Here is a 16,474-nt window from a genome sequence, read left to right as displayed (position 1 = left end):
ATATAGAATGAGCTATACTATAAACTGAAGGGAGGATTTTACAATGTCCATTAATTTTCATGATGCAAATAATAAGTATACGTATGCAAATCGTAACGCACATATTTCATGGCAGGAAACAATAAACAATATTGTAGATGTACAAAACAAACAAATAATTGATATAGGTTGTGGTGGAGGCATTTATACGAAAAAACTTGCTCTTATGGGAGCCAAAAATGTTGTTGGGCTTGATTTTTCAAAAGAAATATTACAAGCTGCAAAAGAAAATTGTAATGCCTTCCCAAACATTTCATTCATTCACGGTGATGCACATAATATCTCATTCCCTAATGAAACATTCGACCTTGTCATTTCTCGTGCAGTCATTCATCATTTGCATGATATTCCCACATTTATACGAGAGGCTTCTCGTATATTAAAAAAAGACGGTCTACTTATTTTACAAGACCGGACCATTGAAGATTGTATAATCCCAGGAAGTCCTGAACACCTTCGTGGATATTTTTTCTCGGTCTTTCCAAAACTCATTGAAACAGAAGCGCAAAGAAGACCAAAAACCACTACTATACAGCAATTATTACAAACATATCCTCTTCAAGCGCTCCCCATTCAAACACAATGGGAAGTACGAAAAGTACATGATTCTGTAGAGGCTTTGCTACAAGATTTATCTCCTCGAACAGGTCGATCCATTCTATATGAACTAACAGATAATGAAATTTCTCAACTTCTACATCATATCCAAACGGCATTACAAAACGTCTCTCCTATCATCGAAAGAGATCGTTGGACAATTTGGAGCGCGAAAAAATTGTAAGGAAGGAAGCCTCACAAAATAATGTGAGGCTTCCTTCTTTCATAATCTAATTTTGCAACACTCTTGATATCCTCCACTCCTGGCCTGTGCACTTCCACACTTCGGACATACTAAATATCTAGACTGATTTGTCAACAAACTACCTTTTTGAAAGAGTAAAACTTCTGCTTGTTTAAACGAACGCGAATAATATAACCACATAAAACCAATTATAGCAATAATGCCAAATAATACTCCCATCGCAAGCATTTCAGTCACCTCTTTTGGTTTGTTCTTTCCAGCAAGTGGATTGTTGTATTATTCTCTGCAAATTCAAACAATTCCTTCCTTACTCCTATAAATATCGATTTTCTCCATAAACTTTACAATTCTCTATAATGTTTTACAGCATTTTTATAAATAGTATTAACCCTTATATTCTCAGCTATATTTCTACAGGAAAGTGTATTTCCCAAAAAATATGTTGACTTTCTAAAAAAAACATGTAAAAATGTTGTCAGAATACTTGAATAAAAATTCATTGACGAGAACGAGTATGTTATAGAGCTGTTCCCCAGAGAGGTGGTATTTTGCTGAAAGCCAACGCTCAGTTCGTAACCGAAAATCATCTCCGAGAAGTAGAACCGAATGCTAAAGTAAGTTCTTACCGGTCGTCCCCCGTTACAAGGAACACGTATCATGTTGTACGTTGTAAAGCCGTATACATATAGATATATTTCTACATGTATAAATTAGGGTGGTATCGCGGGTAAATATAACTCGTCCCTTTCTTAAGGGACGAGTTTTTTGTGTTCTTACAATGAATTTACAAAAAAGGAGAAAAAAAACAATGAACACTGTATCAAAAAAACATGTTTTTTTCACAGGTCTTATGCTGTTTTCTTTATTTTTTGGAGCAGGAAATTTGATTTTCCCTCCAATGCTTGGACAAAATGCTGGTGAAAACTTTTGGCCAGCAATGATTGGTTTTTTACTAACAGGAGTCGGCTTACCACTACTTACTGTTATCGCTATTTCTCTATCAGGAAATGGAATGCAACAACTTGCGAGTCATGTTCACCCATTATTCGGAATATTCTTTACGGTAGTTGTATACATTGCAATCGGTCCATCTATGGGCATCCCACGTGTTGCTAATGTCGCTTATGAAATGGGAATTAGTTCTTTCTTACCAGAAACTATTCGCTCTAGCAGCCTAACGCTATTTTTATACACAGTCATCTTCTTTGCTATCGTATTTTGGCTTAGTTTAAATCCTTCTAAACTCGTCGATCGTATCGGAAGCGTATTAACACCTATTTTATTACTCTCTATTTTCTTATTATTCTTTAAGAGTGTATTTTCACCACTTGGGCAATCAGGACCAGCAATGCAAGAGTATCAAACTTCTCCAGTTTTCAAAGGTTTTATGGAAGGATACTTAACGATGGATACCATTTCAGCGCTTGCATTTGGAATTATCGTTGTAAATGCAATTCGCTCAAAAGGTGTGAATGACCGCAAATCAATTGCCATCGCAACAACAAAAGCAGGACTTATTGCCGCTACTGGTCTCGTACTTGTATATGGTGCACTTGGCTGGCTCGGTACAACTAGTGTCTCTCTCGGATACGCAACAAACGGCGGACAGCTACTTACCGTTATCGTACAACAATTACTCGGTCCATATGGTCTAATTCTATTATCTCTTATCGTTACACTCGCTTGCTTAACAACATGTATTGGACTTGTATCTGCATGCAGTCAATACTTCTCAACATTATTAACAAAATTTTCATACACAACGTTAGCAAGTGTCATTTGCACATTAGGATTATTAGTTGCCAACTTAGGTTTAACAAAAATTATCGCAATCTCTGTTCCTATTTTACTTGTTGTATATCCAATTGCGATTGTACTCGTATTACTATCATTACTTCATAAATATTTCGGTGGATATCGTTCTGTTTATGTAGGTGCGTTAATTGGTTCTGCAGTTGTGAGCGTATTTGATGGATTAAAACAAGGGAATATTCCTGTTTCATCTATCACATCTTATTTCGAGTTTATTCCATTATATAATGAAGGAATTGGCTGGTTAGTACCAGCATTAGTTGGGGCTATTATCGGTTTTGCTATCGCAAAATTAAGTGGCGCCAAAGCAGTACCATTAACGGATCATTCACCTGAATCGAAAGTATCATAAAAAAACTCCCATTTCGGGAGTTTTTTACATTTGATAAGAAGTATGATTAAAGCTACTTACTTTATAAGCTTTCGTATAGTAATCAATATTCGTATCCACTGTTTCTACTTTTACAACATCATAGCAATCTTCTTGCTTCACTAGAAATAAATAATATTCTTCTGTCGCCTCAATAATTGCAATACGATCTGTTTCAATATCATATTGTTCACAAAGTGCTTGCAACGCATCCACATAGTTACCTAATTTTTTCGTTTCATCCATTCCAAATATCGTTTGAACTAACATACACTCTCTCCCCTTTGTATGTACTGTTAACACCTTAATGATAACGCTTACATAAATAACCGTCAATAAAAAGCTTTGACCATATATAGTCAAAGCTTCCTTCTTATTTCGTCAATTGGTGTCTAAACGCATAAATAACCGCCTGTGTCCGGTCACTTACATTTAGCTTATTTAATATATTACTCACATGTGTCTTTACTGTTTTAAGGGCAATAAACAACTCATCTGCAATCTCTTGATTACTTTTCCCCTCCGCAATTAATAACAAAATTTCAGACTCTCTTTCTGTTAACTCCTCATGCAAAGGTTGTTCTTTCTTCTGACGCATACGAGACATCATTTTGCCAGTAACTTTCGGCTCTAATACCGTTTCCCCATCATAAGTAGCTCTTACAGCATCTGCAATATCACTCGCTCTTGATGTTTTTAATAAATAACTTGTCGCCCCCGCCTCAATAACAGGATATAACTTTTCATCATCTAAAAAGCTCGTGACAACTACAATTTTCGCTTCTGGCCATTCTTGAATAATAGCACGTGTCGCTTCAACCCCATCCATCTCATCCATAACAAGGTCCATTAAAATAATATCCGGTCTTAATTGCAAAGCTAACTCTGAACCTTTTCTTCCATTTTCAGCTTCTCCAACTACTTCAATATCTGGCTGCGTTGATAAATATGCTGATACACCCATTCGAACCATTTCATGATCATCAACTAGTAATACTTTTATCATGATTCTCCCCCTCTCTCAATCATAATAGGTACTTTCACTTCTATTTGCGTACCTTTATTCGGAAAACTAAGAATTTTTAATGTACCACCAATTTCATGAACTCGCTCTTGCATTGACCTTAAACCGTATGAACCAGCCTTATTAACACCAACTTTAAACCCAACACCGTCATCAATAATTTTCAAAATCGCATATTGATCAATTTTCCGAAGACGTACTTCGGTTTTCTTTGCCTTCGCATGCCGTAAAGTATTAGACAGCGCCTCTTGTACAATACGGAATAAATGATCCTCTACACCTTTTTTTAATTGAATCGGTTCAATTAACCATTCAATTTTCATATGTTGCTTTCTAGACAGTTCTGTTAATAATTCTTCTATACCCTCTGTTAGTTTCTTACCTTCTAACTGCACTGGGCGTAAATGAAGGAGCAATGCTCTCATTTCTGATTGTGCATTTACAACCATATTCTCAACAAGCTGCAACTGTTTTTTCGTCGTGTCTGGAATTTCAGCTGCTTGCTCATTAATGGCTGACATCATCATCGACATTGCAAAAAGCTGCTGACTTACAGAATCGTGCAGCTCTCTCGCTAATCGATGCCTTTCTTGAGAAATCGCTTCTTGTCTCATCTCTTCATTCCAATGGGCTCGTTCATTCGTTACTTTTTGAAATAGCCCAGCTTGCTCCTCTAAGCGACGAGCAAGACCAATTACTTTTCGTTCCACTTCATGAAATTCATCGTCCGCAGTAAATGAAACATCACTCGGAAAATTCCCTCGCTCTACTTCAAATAGAAAAGTATTTAATCCTTGTATACGCTGTTCTATATAATAACCGATTGCATATCCTACAATTCCTCCGATAAGAAGACTCGTACTCATAATAAACAAGCCAATTGGAACAGAAGCAATGGATTCTTTCCAGAGTAAATCATAAACTTGTTGCTCGCTTTTCCATACATATACAATTGTACAAATAAGTGCGATACTCACAGAGGACAACATAGAATAACGAATATACATCCACGAAATATTCCTTTGTTTTTTCATTATACTTTCCTCACTTCCGTATCGCCTACGACAAGCGAAGAAATAATTTTAATACGACGAGGGGCTTCTTTATACTGTTCTGTTCTAAACGTAACATTACGGTTAAATCCAGTTTCTTCGTGTCCTGGCAGGAGCACTCGCCCAACAATAACAGAATGATTTAAAGACAATTCAATATCATATGGTACATATAAGCGAATATTACCAATGACGCCCCGAATCACAATAACCGTTTCTCCCTCTGGAATCATAGCAGTTGTTAAATCAATCTCGACGTCACAAGCACCATATTGGACGTTAATATCCTCTATTTCATAAATATGATCCATCATTCGTACATTACCTACAAACATATTTTTTATATACGGTTCTGTACGATATATTTGTTTTTCTTCATTTATATATCCTTTTTCTTTAATTTCAACTTTCATTGCTTTTTGCCGATGTCCTTGTTGAATAAGTTGATAACCAATCAAAGCTAAACAAGCAAACACAACAAGTACGAATGCCGCTGATGAAAATAAGAAGAATAAGAAGACAATACCACCGACAAATAAAAATACATTCCCTCTTACATAACGGTTCTTCTTTCGATAATGTCTTCCAAACATAATCATAATAAATGCAAATATTAGACCACCTGGTTCAAAATGTCCAAGTATCATATCAAGAAAAAGACCGAATCCAAATATGATGAGGAGCATCCCCATAAATTGTGTTTTTGAAAATTGCTTCTTCATTTCAGCTCCCCCCTCCTTGTCACATATACATAGAAGAAAAGGCATTGCTTTCCAACACCTTTTCTCCTATCACTATATCATAAGCCTGTTTTATTATATACTACAATTATTTTGTTACTTCTTTCGTTAACGATACTTCATTTTTCTCTTTCATTTCACTCTCTAGTTTTGCAATTTTCATATCAAATGTATCACGCTCATGCTCTTCATTTATACGAAGTTCTATGTCACGAATGTGATCTTCAATTTCTTCGAATCGTAAGAACGGATTATTTTCATCCATTTTATGCATAGCAGTATTCATACGGCGGTTTGCATGCGCCATATTTTCACGTGCCATTAATTCCATACGCTTTGCGTTCATTTCTTTTAATTTATTTTTCATTTCTGAAAGACGACGCTCTAACTCATCAATTTGCTCTACAACACCAGCATACATTTCTTCTAAGCGAGTTACTTGCCCTTCATAATACGCTACTTCTTCTAATGCACGTTCATGCAATTGCAATTCGCCTGCTTCTTGTGCGATGATAGCTTGCTTTGATCTTTTATTAACGAAATAACGTGCTTGCTCAAGCTCACGAGCGAAGTTAGATTTTAATGTTTTATGACGCTGAATTAACTTCTCAATTTTTGTTATTTCACGCTCACTATCTCGTAAATATTGGTTTAACATAGCAATTGGATTTTTTCTTTCTTTCTCATCTAACACATTATGAAAATCAGCTAAAATTGCATCGCGTACACGTCCGAATAAAGATTGTTTCATTATAATCTTCCTCTCTTCTACTTTATAATTTGATTTATTTTATATTAGTTTTTCATTAACTTGTTCCACTCATCTTCAAAGTTGCTATATGGTTTAGCACTTTCTGGAGCAGAATCAACAACTACATTTTTTTCTTTTTTCCACTCACGGTATCCGTAGTATAAAACTACTAATGCTGCGATACCGATTAATGCTGGGGAATGAGAAAGTGCAATGGACAAACCGATTAAACCAACAATACCCCAAGCTAACTTTCCAAAGAATGATTTAGCTCGCACAAATGATTTATAGCTCCAGTACACAACTCCTGCTCCAATGGCGAATCCTACAATACCAGCAAGACTACCAAGAGCAATTAAAGCCAAAATACCAGCTGCGATAAACGCTAGAAATTGTTTCATCTTGTGCTTGCCTCCCTTCGATTTGATACTCTTATCTTAACTATTTTTTCATTTTTTCATAACGAGCTTAAGAACCGTTTTTAACTCAGACTTAAGACTGAGTTAAATTCAGCCTTTTGCAAAACGAACATGTATGCGATGCGTATAGATACAGAAAAATTCTTATTCAATAACGGATGAAAATCTCAACTTGCGCGTCCAAAAAATTAGCAATACATACAAATGTTTATTAAATTACATTAAATATATTATTAAGAAAATTATGTTAAAATAAATCAGAAGGCTACATTTAAATTAAAGGGGATATATCATGAATTTACACATTACGAAAGAAATCAATACCGCCGCTAAAAACTATATAAACAATCAGCTTTATGAATATAATTTAAAGCACTTTCCATCTGATTTAAGAGACAGATACTTAGAGATTCATTTATTTCTTAAAGATGAAAATGGTAAAATATGCGGGGGAATATTAGGTGAAGTCTGTTGGAATTGGTTAGAGATTCACTCTTTTATCATCGATGAAGGTATACGTGCATTAGGGTATGGAACTAAACTGTTATTAGAAGTAGAAAAAATCGCTTTAGAAAGAAATTGTGATTTTATAAAAGTTGACACTTTAAGCTTTCAAGCATTAGATTTCTATAAAAAATATGGTTATAAAGAGTATGGTATCCTCGATAACGTAGGAAGAGATTATAAACACTACTATTTGAAAAAGGATTTATAAATAATAAAAAACGCTCAGAGAATGTTCTCCGAGCGTTTTCAACTGCTAATAATAAATGTCTCTTTATGTTATGCAGTTTTATGATACTCTTTTTTTTCCGCCACTTTAGAAAATCTCGGGAAACCAATTAATATAGAAATGATTCCACATACTCCAACTAAAATTGGATAAAATGCATATGGTAACAATTCGACCGGAGATAACGCAGCAAATCCTGCCGCTGTTAACATTTGAGCACCATACGGGATTAACCCCTGTACACAGCAAGAGAAAAGATCCAGTACACTCGCTGATTTACGGGGATCAATTTCATACTGATCCGCAATATTTTTCGCAAGCGGACCTGTAAAAATGATAGAGATTGTATTGTTTGCTGTACACACATTCGTCATACTCACTAAGCCAGCAATACCAAACTCCGCTCCTTTTTTCGAATGAATATTACGTGTTAAAAGATTCATTAAATATTGAATGCCACCATTATACTGGATAAGTTCAACCATACCACCGATTAAAATGGCAAGTAACACTAACTCCATCATACCGCTCATTCCAGTCGTTACACTTTTAAAGAAACTCTCTAACGTATAACTTCCATCTATAAGACCGATAACACCAGATAGTACCGTTCCACCGGTTAATACAATAAGTACATTCCAGCCAAGTAGCGCTGTAACAAGTACACCTGCATATGGTAAAATCTTCACCCAATCAAATGTATGAGCTTTAATTTCTGTATCATTGCCTAAAGTAATCATTACTAATATTACAATTGTAATGATTGCAGCTGGCAATACAATTAAAAAATTCGTTTTAAACTTATCTTTCATTTCTGTTCCTTGCGAACGAACAGCAGCAATTGTCGTATCAGAAATAAATGATAAATTATCGCCAAACATCGCTCCGCCCACAACAGTAGCCATCGTAAGTGCAATTGAGATATCTGTTTGCCCACTAATACCTACAGCAATCGGTGCTAATGCAGCAATTGTTCCCATTGAAGTTCCCATCGCTAATGAAATAAATGCCCCTATAACAAAAATTCCAGCAACGATAAATCCTTGGGGTAAAATAGATAACGCTAAGTTAACAGTGGAATCAACTCCGCCCATTCCTTTTGCTGTTTCAGAAAACGCCCCTGCAAGTACAAAAATCAGAACCATGATCATAATATCAGGGTTTCCTGCACCTTTAGCAAATCGTTCTACTTTCACATTAAAGCTTTCCTTACGATTCATCACTAAAGCAATTCCTACAGCAATTGAAATTGCTACAAGTATCGGCAATTTATAGAAATCACCTGTAATAATTCCAGAACCAATAAATAGCGCCAAAAATATTCCAAGTGGTAATAACGCTAAACCATTTCCTCTCGTTTCTTTCAAAGTATCATCTCTCCCTAGTTTTCAACCTTTTCTAATGAACAACAAAAGACCTCTTCCGATGAGAAGAGGTCTTATACATCTATAAGAAACACTCTTCTCATCTTTCAAGCACATGCTTGCTGGATTTGGCACAGCACTCTGAAATCGAGTCCGCTGCCGAGGCATCGTAGGGCCAGTCCCTCCGCCTCTCTTTATAAGAAGGTTTCATATTTATTTTTCAATAATAATTTCTTTCCTAACTTTACTCGCTTACAAAACAAAAGTCAATTATTTTTTGTATAGATTTTTTTGGTAATTATACAAAAATATGAATAAACCAATCATTTTAACTTTTCGATTTCTTTATCCAATATTGAGATCCAATAAAATTTTCTATTTTTTATCGTCGCGATAATCCATTTTGTTGTATTCCATGCTAACTCATATTCTTCTTTTGTAACATCACCAATTTTATAGGCATCCTCTAACTCGTCTTCATCCAGTACATAGATCTCACCGTTCGGTAACAATACTACATCTAAATATAAATCATCAAAATAAGGTAAACCACGCTCGTCTATTTTATATTCTTTCGTCACGTCGATATAATATTGTACTAATTGTTTTTGATTGTCTAACATAGCTGTAATTGCAAAGTTTTTCCCGTTTATAAAATATTGCATCCATGTATACCCATCACCTGCAATGCAAAGCTGTTTACCATTGTATTCTTTATGACTAGGTTCTCTCACTTTTTTTATGTCCAGTATTCCTAACATTCCATCCTCTACTTGCTTAACCCTATAATCCTTCTCTATTAGTCGCTTCCACGAAGAACCGTCACCATATTTACGTTTCATTACGTCCGCTCCTCTTCTATATATAGAAAAGCCCCCACATATTATGTGAGAGCTTGTTCATATTATAATTAAGCTGCTTGACCCTTTTCAGATATCTCTTTTAAATAGGCTTGTCCTTTTTCAGCGTCATATTGACCTTCCCACTTAGACATAACTACAGCCGCTAAAGAGTTACCTACAACGTTAACTGCTGTACGAGCCATATCAAGAATACGGTCAATACCTGCAATAAACGCTAAACCTTCAGCTGGAATACCTACTGTACCAAGTGTTGCTAATAATACAACGAATGATACACCCGGTACACCCGCGATACCTTTTGATGTAACCATTAATACAAGTAATAACGTAATTTGTTGTGTAATGGATAATTCAATACCGTACATTTGCGCTAAGAAAATTGCCGCAATTGCTTGATATAAAGTTGATCCATCTAAGTTAAATGAATAACCTGTTGGAATAACGAAAGATGTAATTGCTTTCGGACAACCGAATTTCTCCATTTTCTCCATAATTTTCGGTAAAACCGTTTCTGAACTTGCTGTAGAGTACGCTAAGATCAGCTCGTCTTTTAAAATTTTAAAGAATTGGAAAATGTTAATACCGAATATTTTCGCTGTAAGTCCTAATACAACTACAACGAAGAAGATCATTGCTCCGTATACTACAATGAGTAATTTCCCTAATGGAATTAATGAAGCTAATCCGAATGTAGAAACTGTAACACCAATTAATGCGAATACACCAAATGGTGCAAACTTCATAACTTGGTTCGTTACATAAAACATTGCATCTGCTACACCTTGGAAAAATTGTAGAACTGGTTTGCCACGCTCACCAATTGCTGCTACACCTAAACCAAATAATACTGAGAAGAAGATAATAGCAAGCATATCACCTTCAGCTAATGATTTCATAATGTTCGTCGGAACAATATTTACAAACGTATCTGCGAACGAATGACTTTGTACTTGCTCTGTCGTATGTGTATATTTAGAAATATCTGTTTTTGTTAACTTATCCATATCAACGCCTTTTCCAGGTTGGAAAATGTTTGCTATTAATAGACCGACAGCAATTGCAATCGTTGTAATAATTTCAAAGTAAATAATTGTTTTTCCGCCTAGTCGACCTAACTTTTTAATATCGCCAACACCAGCAACCCCAACAACAATACTCGCTACAACAATCGGTACAACAATCATCTTAATTAATCGGATGAAAATATCACCAATTGGTTGTAAGTACTTCACCACTTCCTGATTGCCAAAGAAAATCGCCCCAACTGCAATACCAAGCGCAAGTCCTATTAAAATTTGCCATGCAAGTCCTATTCTTTTCATACTTGTGGTAACCCCCTCTTCGATGTGTCACTCTATCTCTCATTCTATCTCTATAAAACTTGAAATTAAGAGTATTACATATTATTCGACAATTCACTACATTTTGTCCCTGTTGAAAATCATAAATCAAAATTTAAAATCTGACAACAAAATAAGTTTGCACGAATGCAAATAATTTTCTTGACAAAAATAAACTTCATGTCAGAAAACCTCACATGAAATCGATTCCTTACTAGTGATTGATAGGTTTTTAAAATACTGTTTCATTATGGAAAATTCCATCATTTTCCATGTTTTTTTAAAAAAATATAGAAATTGATATCTTTTTCTATACATTCAAGAATTTTAAATTTATGACAAACACTACGAAAAGATACTAAATTCCGACAAAACTTAGCAAAATTATAAAATTTTCTTTACATTATGATTACAACGATAGACACTCTTCTTCTTATGATATATAACATTCATAGGGAAAGGAGCAAGACAACCATGAAAAAGAAATTTGCAGCATTTAGTGTTTTAGCAGCTGGAACGATTTTCGTTTCCCCGTTACTTTCACCCGTATACGCTGAAACGAATGAGAATAAATTATCTAATATTCAATCCGAATTAGAAGGCAAACAAAATGACTTACAAAATAAATCAGCTGAGAAAGAACAAATAGAAAAAGAAATCCAGGAATTACAAAAGAAAATCGACGAATTAACTACTTCTATTAATAAAAACGAAGCTGAATTAAACGATACAAAAAAAGAAATTAGCAACACACAGCAAGTTATTACTGAAAAAAAGAAACATATAGAGCAATTACAAACGAACATAGATACACGGCAGGAAGTTATTAAACAACGACTACAATCTATGCAAGAAAAGCCTCGTACGAGTATCATTACAGAAGTAATAACAAGTTCTGCAAATATTGCCGATCTTGTTGATAATATGTATTCTGTAAGTTTAATTTTAAATAACGATACAGATATTGTGAAAAAACAAACAAGCGATCAAAATGCTGTGACGACAGAAAAAGAGGCTGTTGAGAAAAAAGAGCAACAACTGAAAGAATCTGAGCAAAAATTAGAACAAAAACAGCAAGAATTACAAAGTAACCAACAACAGCAACAAACTTTTATTAACGATCTACATACGAAAGTAGCAAAAGTAGATTCAGAGATTGAAGGGTTAGAAGAATCAAAAGGCATTTTAGAAAACCAGCGTCAAGCTGTTCAAAAAGCAATTGAAGAAGAAAAACGTGCAGAAGAAGCGCGTAAAGCTGAAGAGGCACGTAAGGCTGAGGAAGCAAAAAAACAGGTAGCCGCTTCTGCTAAAGAAAGCACACAATCCGCACCAACACCGCAAGATACGAACAAAGGTGGATTTATTAAACCTGCCGCTGGATCGAAAACTTCAGGATTTGGTACACGTTCTTTAGATAACCATAAAGGAATCGATATCGCAGCTTCAGGAACAGTGCCAATCGTAGCTGCTGCAGATGGCGTCGTTATCCGTTCAGAATTATCATCTAGTTACGGAAATGTTGTATACTTATCTCACCGTATAAACGGAAAAACATATACAACTGTATATGCACATATGAGTAGCCGTTCTGTATCTAATGGACAAACTGTAAAACAAGGCACTCAACTTGGATTTATGGGGAACACTGGCCAATCATACGGACAACATTTACACTTCGAACTTCACCTTGGGGAATGGAATGTCGGTAAGACAAACGCAGTTGATCCATCTCCTTATATCGGATTATAAAAAACTCGGTGCATACCGAGTTTTTTTTACTACTTCACACTTTTTAGGCGTTTTACATAAACTACAACTAAATGCCTATATTTTGCGGGGGGATAAATATGAATACACAATTACAAGAAGAAATAGAAGAAGCTAGAGAAACATACATTGGCCGGCTATTTACATTCGGCGGCTCAGCGTTATTTTTAATTGGATCATTTATCGCAGTTGTCACAGCTTATAAAGCATATAATCGCTTATTAAATACTTCTACAACACAATAAAAAGACGGAGAATCCACATCTCCGTCTTTTTATTATGCAAACATTTTAAATACACCTATCGCATTTAAAAATACGATAATTACAGTTACCGGAATAACATAACGAAGCAAGAAGAACCAAATATTAAACAATGTTTTCCCTTTCGTTTCCGTAACTTCTAATTCTTTCATTAATAGCTCTTTACTCATTTTATTTGGTACAAATAACGAAATGGCTAGTACTCCGAGTGGCAGTAATACATTACTTACCGAAAAATCGACGAAATCAAAGAATGTCTTACCAAATATTTTCACATCACTCATAATTCCAAACGATAACGCTGATGGGATTCCAACTGCAAAAATAAGAATACCAATTAATAACGAAGCTGATGGACGCTTCTTCTCATTATCTTTCGCAACAGATGCTACTACAATTTCAAGCATTGAAATCGCAGATGTTAAAGTCGCAAAGAAGAATAAAACTAAAAACATAATGAAGAAAAATTGTCCAAATGGAATTTTTGCAAAGACAGCAGGAAGAACGATAAACAGTAGTCCTGGTCCTTCTGTCGGTTTAACTCCTAATGCGAAAATCGCTGGAAAAATCGCTAATCCTGCAAGTACTGTAATAAATACAGTTAAACTTACAATAGATGTTGCTGATTTAGCTAAATGCTCTTCTTTCTTTAAATACGAACTATACGTTACCATTACCGAGGCACCTACCGTTAGTGAGAAGAAAGATTGTCCCATCGCATATAAAATCGTATCTGCTGTAAGCTTTGAAAAATCTGGTTTTAAGAAGAACTCTACCCCAGCCATAGCACCATCAAGTGTTAACGCACGAATAATGATAGCAATAAATAAAATGAATAATAACGGCATCATGTACTTACTTGCTTTTTCTATGCCTTTTTCCACACCTTTACTAACAACAAAAATGGTACAAAGCATAAAGATGAATTGCGCCCCAATCGCACTTACTGGATTTGAAATTGTTTCAGCAAACAATTGTCCATAATCGACTACTCCGTTCCAGAAACTACCTGTGACACTATAGTATAAATAAAGTAAAATCCATCCACCTACAACACTATAAAAAGATAGTACGCTAAAACAAGTAACAACCCCCATACGACCAATCCAAGGATATAACTTGCTATTCGGTACTAATACTTTATAAGCTGTAACGGCCTCTTTTTGAGTACTACGGCCAATAACAAATTCAGCTAAAAGAAGAGGCATACCAATAAATAAAGTTAATAGTAAGAATACAAGGAAGAATGCGCCTCCTCCACCATTACCTGCAACATATGGAAACTTCCATATTGCACCAAGACCTACTGCGGCTCCGGCTGCTGCGAGTACAAAGCCAATTTTCGACGTCCATTGCTGTGTTTCTTTCATCATAAATTCTCCTTTTCTGAATATTATAACTTTTATCAATTATACACTTTCATTTCATACTCGCACACCTCCTTTAGAAAATAAAAAAGTCCCCTACACGCAAATATGCATGTAGAGGACGATATATGTAATAGAATACCGTGGTACCACCTCAATTGGATCAATAAATCCCACTTGTTCAGGTACAGGAAAATTCCGATACCCTATCCTTTTAACGGCGGAACCCGGGTTGCCTACTGCAATGTTCAGCATACCTCTCGCAAGCCCATTCTGTATATTTTATCGTACCGGGCTCACACCTTACCCCAGCTCTCTGAACGCATCAAATATACGTACTCTTCTTGCTCATCGATTTCATCTTTTGAAGTTACTTGTGATTATAAATTATATTTTTATATTTGTAAAGCACAATTCACTCACTATCCTATATAAATTCCCCTCTCTAATTCTTGTAAAAAAAGCTCTCTTTTTTGTTCACTTTGAACATATATCGACTTTAATACTTCTTGTAACAATATATTTTTTTGCCTTTTCTCTACTTGTAATTCTTTCACTTTTAGTCTAACTTCATATAAAAAATCAAGATACGATTCATACTTCTCATCATATTTATTTGCGATATCATCACGAATTTTTTTTGCAAGTTTCGGACTTGCCCCTCCAGTAGAAACAGCTACATTAAGTAATCCACGATGAATTGCCGCCGGAAAATGAACATTTCCACTTTCCGGATTCGTAATAACATTTACCAATTGATTCACTGCGGCATCTTCAGCAATTTGTTCATTTAGTACCGAATCACTAGTCGCTGCAACTACTAAAAAAGCATCTTTAATATCACTTTTCTCATACTCTCTTTGATACCAACGAATTTGCTTTTCTTCTACAAGTTTCACTAAATTTGCATCTAATTCTGTACTTACTACAACAATATCCGCACCTTGTTTTAGTAAAGGAATAATTTTAAACCCCGCTACTTTCCCTCCACCAATGACAACAACACGTTTCTTATCAACTCGCACTGTAAGTGGATACATATTGATCTCCCTTCAATATTTCCTCTGTTTTCTGAATTAACATCTCTCGAAACGCTACATTCTTTCCTAAATAGGGACTTATTTTTATCTCTTCCGACTCATATTGACGCACTTCTTTCTCAACATGTTTCATGAGTAAGCCTGTAAATAATAAGTAAGGTAACACAACAATGTTCCGTTCTTTTTGTTCTACAATTTCTTTCAACCTCTCATCAAACTTCGGCTCCGCGGCTGCTAAATAACAAACTTCCACCTCTTTAATGTTCTCTTCTTTTTGAAATAAAGAAGAAATCCACTTTATATCTTGTAAAGTTTCCGGATCACTACTCCCTCTTGCAACGAGCAAAAGTGTTACTTCTTCTTTATAGTCTTTAATACCACTTCCGTTATATACCGCTTTTACAAGCACTTCTGATACACCAAATGGATTACCATACACTATTTTGATATCCGGATATTCCTCGTTTAACTTTCGTAATTCAAACGGAATATCTTTCTTTACATGTCCTGCCGCTAATAAAAAAACAGGAATAGCGACAATCTCTGTAGCACCACGCTTCACACATGTACGAAATCCTTCTTCAATAGAAGGATTCGCTAGCTCTAAAAAACAAATTTCTTGAATATTTACCTCTACACGGTTCATACATGACGTAATAAATGCAACCGCTTCTTCTTTTGCTGCTTTCAAACGGCTTCCATGACATATATATATAACAGCCTTCATT

Annotated in this window: 18 protein-coding genes, 1 riboswitch and 2 other annotated features; of the genes, 5 read left to right on the top strand and 13 right to left on the bottom strand. The window is 35.2% G+C overall.

Features of this window, described 5'->3' with window-relative positions; translation table 11 throughout:
* Positions 1-43: 43 nt before the first annotated feature.
* Positions 44-820 carry a class I SAM-dependent methyltransferase gene (locus NSS97_RS07655; RefSeq protein ID WP_044437987.1) on the top strand — a complete coding sequence of 259 codons (777 nt, stop codon included), beginning with the start codon at positions 44-46 and terminating at the stop codon, positions 818-820.
* Between the two features lie 39 nt (positions 821-859).
* On the opposite strand, the gene NSS97_RS07650 is transcribed toward NSS97_RS07655, so the two are convergent.
* Positions 860-1,069, bottom strand: a complete 210-nt coding sequence (locus tag NSS97_RS07650; RefSeq protein WP_000880630.1) for a hypothetical protein — start codon at positions 1,067-1,069, stop codon at positions 860-862.
* A gap of 262 nt (positions 1,070-1,331) precedes the next feature.
* Positions 1,332-1,590 (top strand) — a binding site (T-box leader).
* A 59-nt stretch (positions 1,591-1,649) separates the two neighbouring features.
* Here NSS97_RS07650 and brnQ3 point away from each other — a divergent pair.
* Positions 1,650-3,005, top strand: a complete 1,356-nt coding sequence (gene brnQ3, locus NSS97_RS07645) for a branched-chain amino acid transport system II carrier protein BrnQ3 (RefSeq protein ID WP_044437985.1) — start codon at positions 1,650-1,652, stop codon at positions 3,003-3,005.
* Between the two features lie 24 nt (positions 3,006-3,029).
* Here the strand turns inward: brnQ3 and NSS97_RS07640 are convergent, their stop codons facing one another.
* The 6 genes from NSS97_RS07640 to NSS97_RS07615 all read right to left on the bottom strand — a co-directional run bounded on the left by NSS97_RS07640 (position 3,030) and on the right by NSS97_RS07615 (position 6,991).
* On the bottom strand, positions 3,030-3,386 hold the full coding sequence (locus NSS97_RS07640) for a DUF3992 domain-containing protein (RefSeq protein WP_060750572.1): 357 nt from the start codon (positions 3,384-3,386) through the stop codon (positions 3,030-3,032).
* 10 nt (positions 3,387-3,396) lie between these two features.
* The gene (locus tag NSS97_RS07635; protein WP_000598709.1) at positions 3,397-4,029 is read right to left on the bottom strand and encodes a response regulator; all 633 of its coding nucleotides are present in this window, start codon (positions 4,027-4,029) and stop codon (positions 3,397-3,399) included.
* Complete coding sequence (locus NSS97_RS07630; RefSeq protein ID WP_341112086.1) at positions 4,026-5,081, bottom strand: sensor histidine kinase; 1,056 nt, start codon at positions 5,079-5,081, stop codon at positions 4,026-4,028. Before NSS97_RS07630 ends, NSS97_RS07635 begins: the two co-directional genes overlap by 4 nt.
* Positions 5,081-5,821, bottom strand: coding sequence for a cell wall-active antibiotics response protein LiaF (gene liaF / locus NSS97_RS07625; RefSeq protein ID WP_002126337.1), 741 nt, complete (start codon positions 5,819-5,821; stop codon positions 5,081-5,083). Before liaF ends, NSS97_RS07630 begins: the two co-directional genes overlap by 1 nt.
* A gap of 106 nt (positions 5,822-5,927) precedes the next feature.
* Positions 5,928-6,590 carry a PspA/IM30 family protein gene (locus tag NSS97_RS07620; protein WP_002011675.1) on the bottom strand — a complete coding sequence of 221 codons (663 nt, stop codon included), beginning with the start codon at positions 6,588-6,590 and terminating at the stop codon, positions 5,928-5,930.
* 44 nt (positions 6,591-6,634) lie between these two features.
* The gene (locus NSS97_RS07615) at positions 6,635-6,991 is read right to left on the bottom strand and encodes a lmo0954 family membrane protein (protein WP_341112083.1); all 357 of its coding nucleotides are present in this window, start codon (positions 6,989-6,991) and stop codon (positions 6,635-6,637) included.
* 310 nt (positions 6,992-7,301) lie between these two features.
* Here NSS97_RS07615 and NSS97_RS07610 point away from each other — a divergent pair, with 310 nt between their 5' ends.
* On the top strand, positions 7,302-7,724 hold the full coding sequence (locus NSS97_RS07610; RefSeq protein ID WP_107886959.1) for a GNAT family N-acetyltransferase: 423 nt from the start codon (positions 7,302-7,304) through the stop codon (positions 7,722-7,724).
* Between the two features lie 68 nt (positions 7,725-7,792).
* Here the strand turns inward: NSS97_RS07610 and NSS97_RS07605 are convergent, their stop codons facing one another.
* The 3 genes from NSS97_RS07605 to gltP form a co-directional block, all read right to left on the bottom strand.
* Positions 7,793-9,109, bottom strand: a complete 1,317-nt coding sequence (locus NSS97_RS07605; protein ID WP_341112082.1) for a Na+/H+ antiporter NhaC family protein — start codon at positions 9,107-9,109, stop codon at positions 7,793-7,795.
* 94 nt (positions 9,110-9,203) lie between these two features.
* Positions 9,204-9,309, bottom strand: a riboswitch (SAM riboswitch).
* Between the two features lie 120 nt (positions 9,310-9,429).
* Entirely contained in the window at positions 9,430-9,948 is a 519-nt protein-coding gene (locus NSS97_RS07600) for a DUF402 domain-containing protein (protein ID WP_002135200.1), read from the bottom strand.
* A 68-nt stretch (positions 9,949-10,016) separates the two neighbouring features.
* Positions 10,017-11,291: a glutamate/aspartate:proton symporter GltP gene (gene gltP / locus NSS97_RS07595; protein WP_002030692.1), complete on the bottom strand. Its 1,275-nt coding sequence runs from the start codon at positions 11,289-11,291 to the stop codon at positions 10,017-10,019.
* Positions 11,292-11,783: 492 nt separating this feature from the next.
* On the opposite strand from gltP, the gene NSS97_RS07590 reads away from it, so the two are divergent.
* Both NSS97_RS07590 and NSS97_RS07585 read left to right on the top strand, forming a co-directional pair.
* Complete coding sequence (locus tag NSS97_RS07590) at positions 11,784-13,058, top strand: murein hydrolase activator EnvC family protein (protein WP_044437969.1); 1,275 nt, start codon at positions 11,784-11,786, stop codon at positions 13,056-13,058.
* Positions 13,059-13,156: 98 nt separating this feature from the next.
* Positions 13,157-13,321, top strand: a complete 165-nt coding sequence (locus NSS97_RS07585) for a hypothetical protein (RefSeq protein WP_003188170.1) — start codon at positions 13,157-13,159, stop codon at positions 13,319-13,321.
* 32 nt (positions 13,322-13,353) lie between these two features.
* Here NSS97_RS07585 and NSS97_RS07580 read toward each other — a convergent pair whose 3' ends face one another.
* From NSS97_RS07580 to NSS97_RS07570, 3 genes are all read right to left on the bottom strand, one after another.
* The gene (locus NSS97_RS07580; protein WP_002140989.1) at positions 13,354-14,709 is read right to left on the bottom strand and encodes a sodium-dependent transporter; all 1,356 of its coding nucleotides are present in this window, start codon (positions 14,707-14,709) and stop codon (positions 13,354-13,356) included.
* Between the two features lie 111 nt (positions 14,710-14,820).
* Positions 14,821-15,067: a binding site (T-box leader), on the bottom strand.
* A gap of 61 nt (positions 15,068-15,128) precedes the next feature.
* The gene (locus NSS97_RS07575) at positions 15,129-15,746 is read right to left on the bottom strand and encodes an NAD(P)-binding protein (protein ID WP_002166092.1); all 618 of its coding nucleotides are present in this window, start codon (positions 15,744-15,746) and stop codon (positions 15,129-15,131) included.
* Positions 15,721-16,473, bottom strand: coding sequence for a sirohydrochlorin chelatase (locus NSS97_RS07570; RefSeq protein WP_044437966.1), 753 nt, complete (start codon positions 16,471-16,473; stop codon positions 15,721-15,723). Before NSS97_RS07570 ends, NSS97_RS07575 begins: the two co-directional genes overlap by 26 nt.
* Between the last annotated feature and the right edge of the window lies 1 nt (position 16,474).

Source organism: Bacillus sp. FSL R12-0074 (assembly GCF_038005725.1).
Classification (GTDB): domain Bacteria; phylum Bacillota; class Bacilli; order Bacillales; family Bacillaceae_G; genus Bacillus_A; species Bacillus_A mycoides.
Note: the sequence above shows the minus strand (reverse complement) of the source record. Positions and strands in the feature narration are given on the sequence as shown.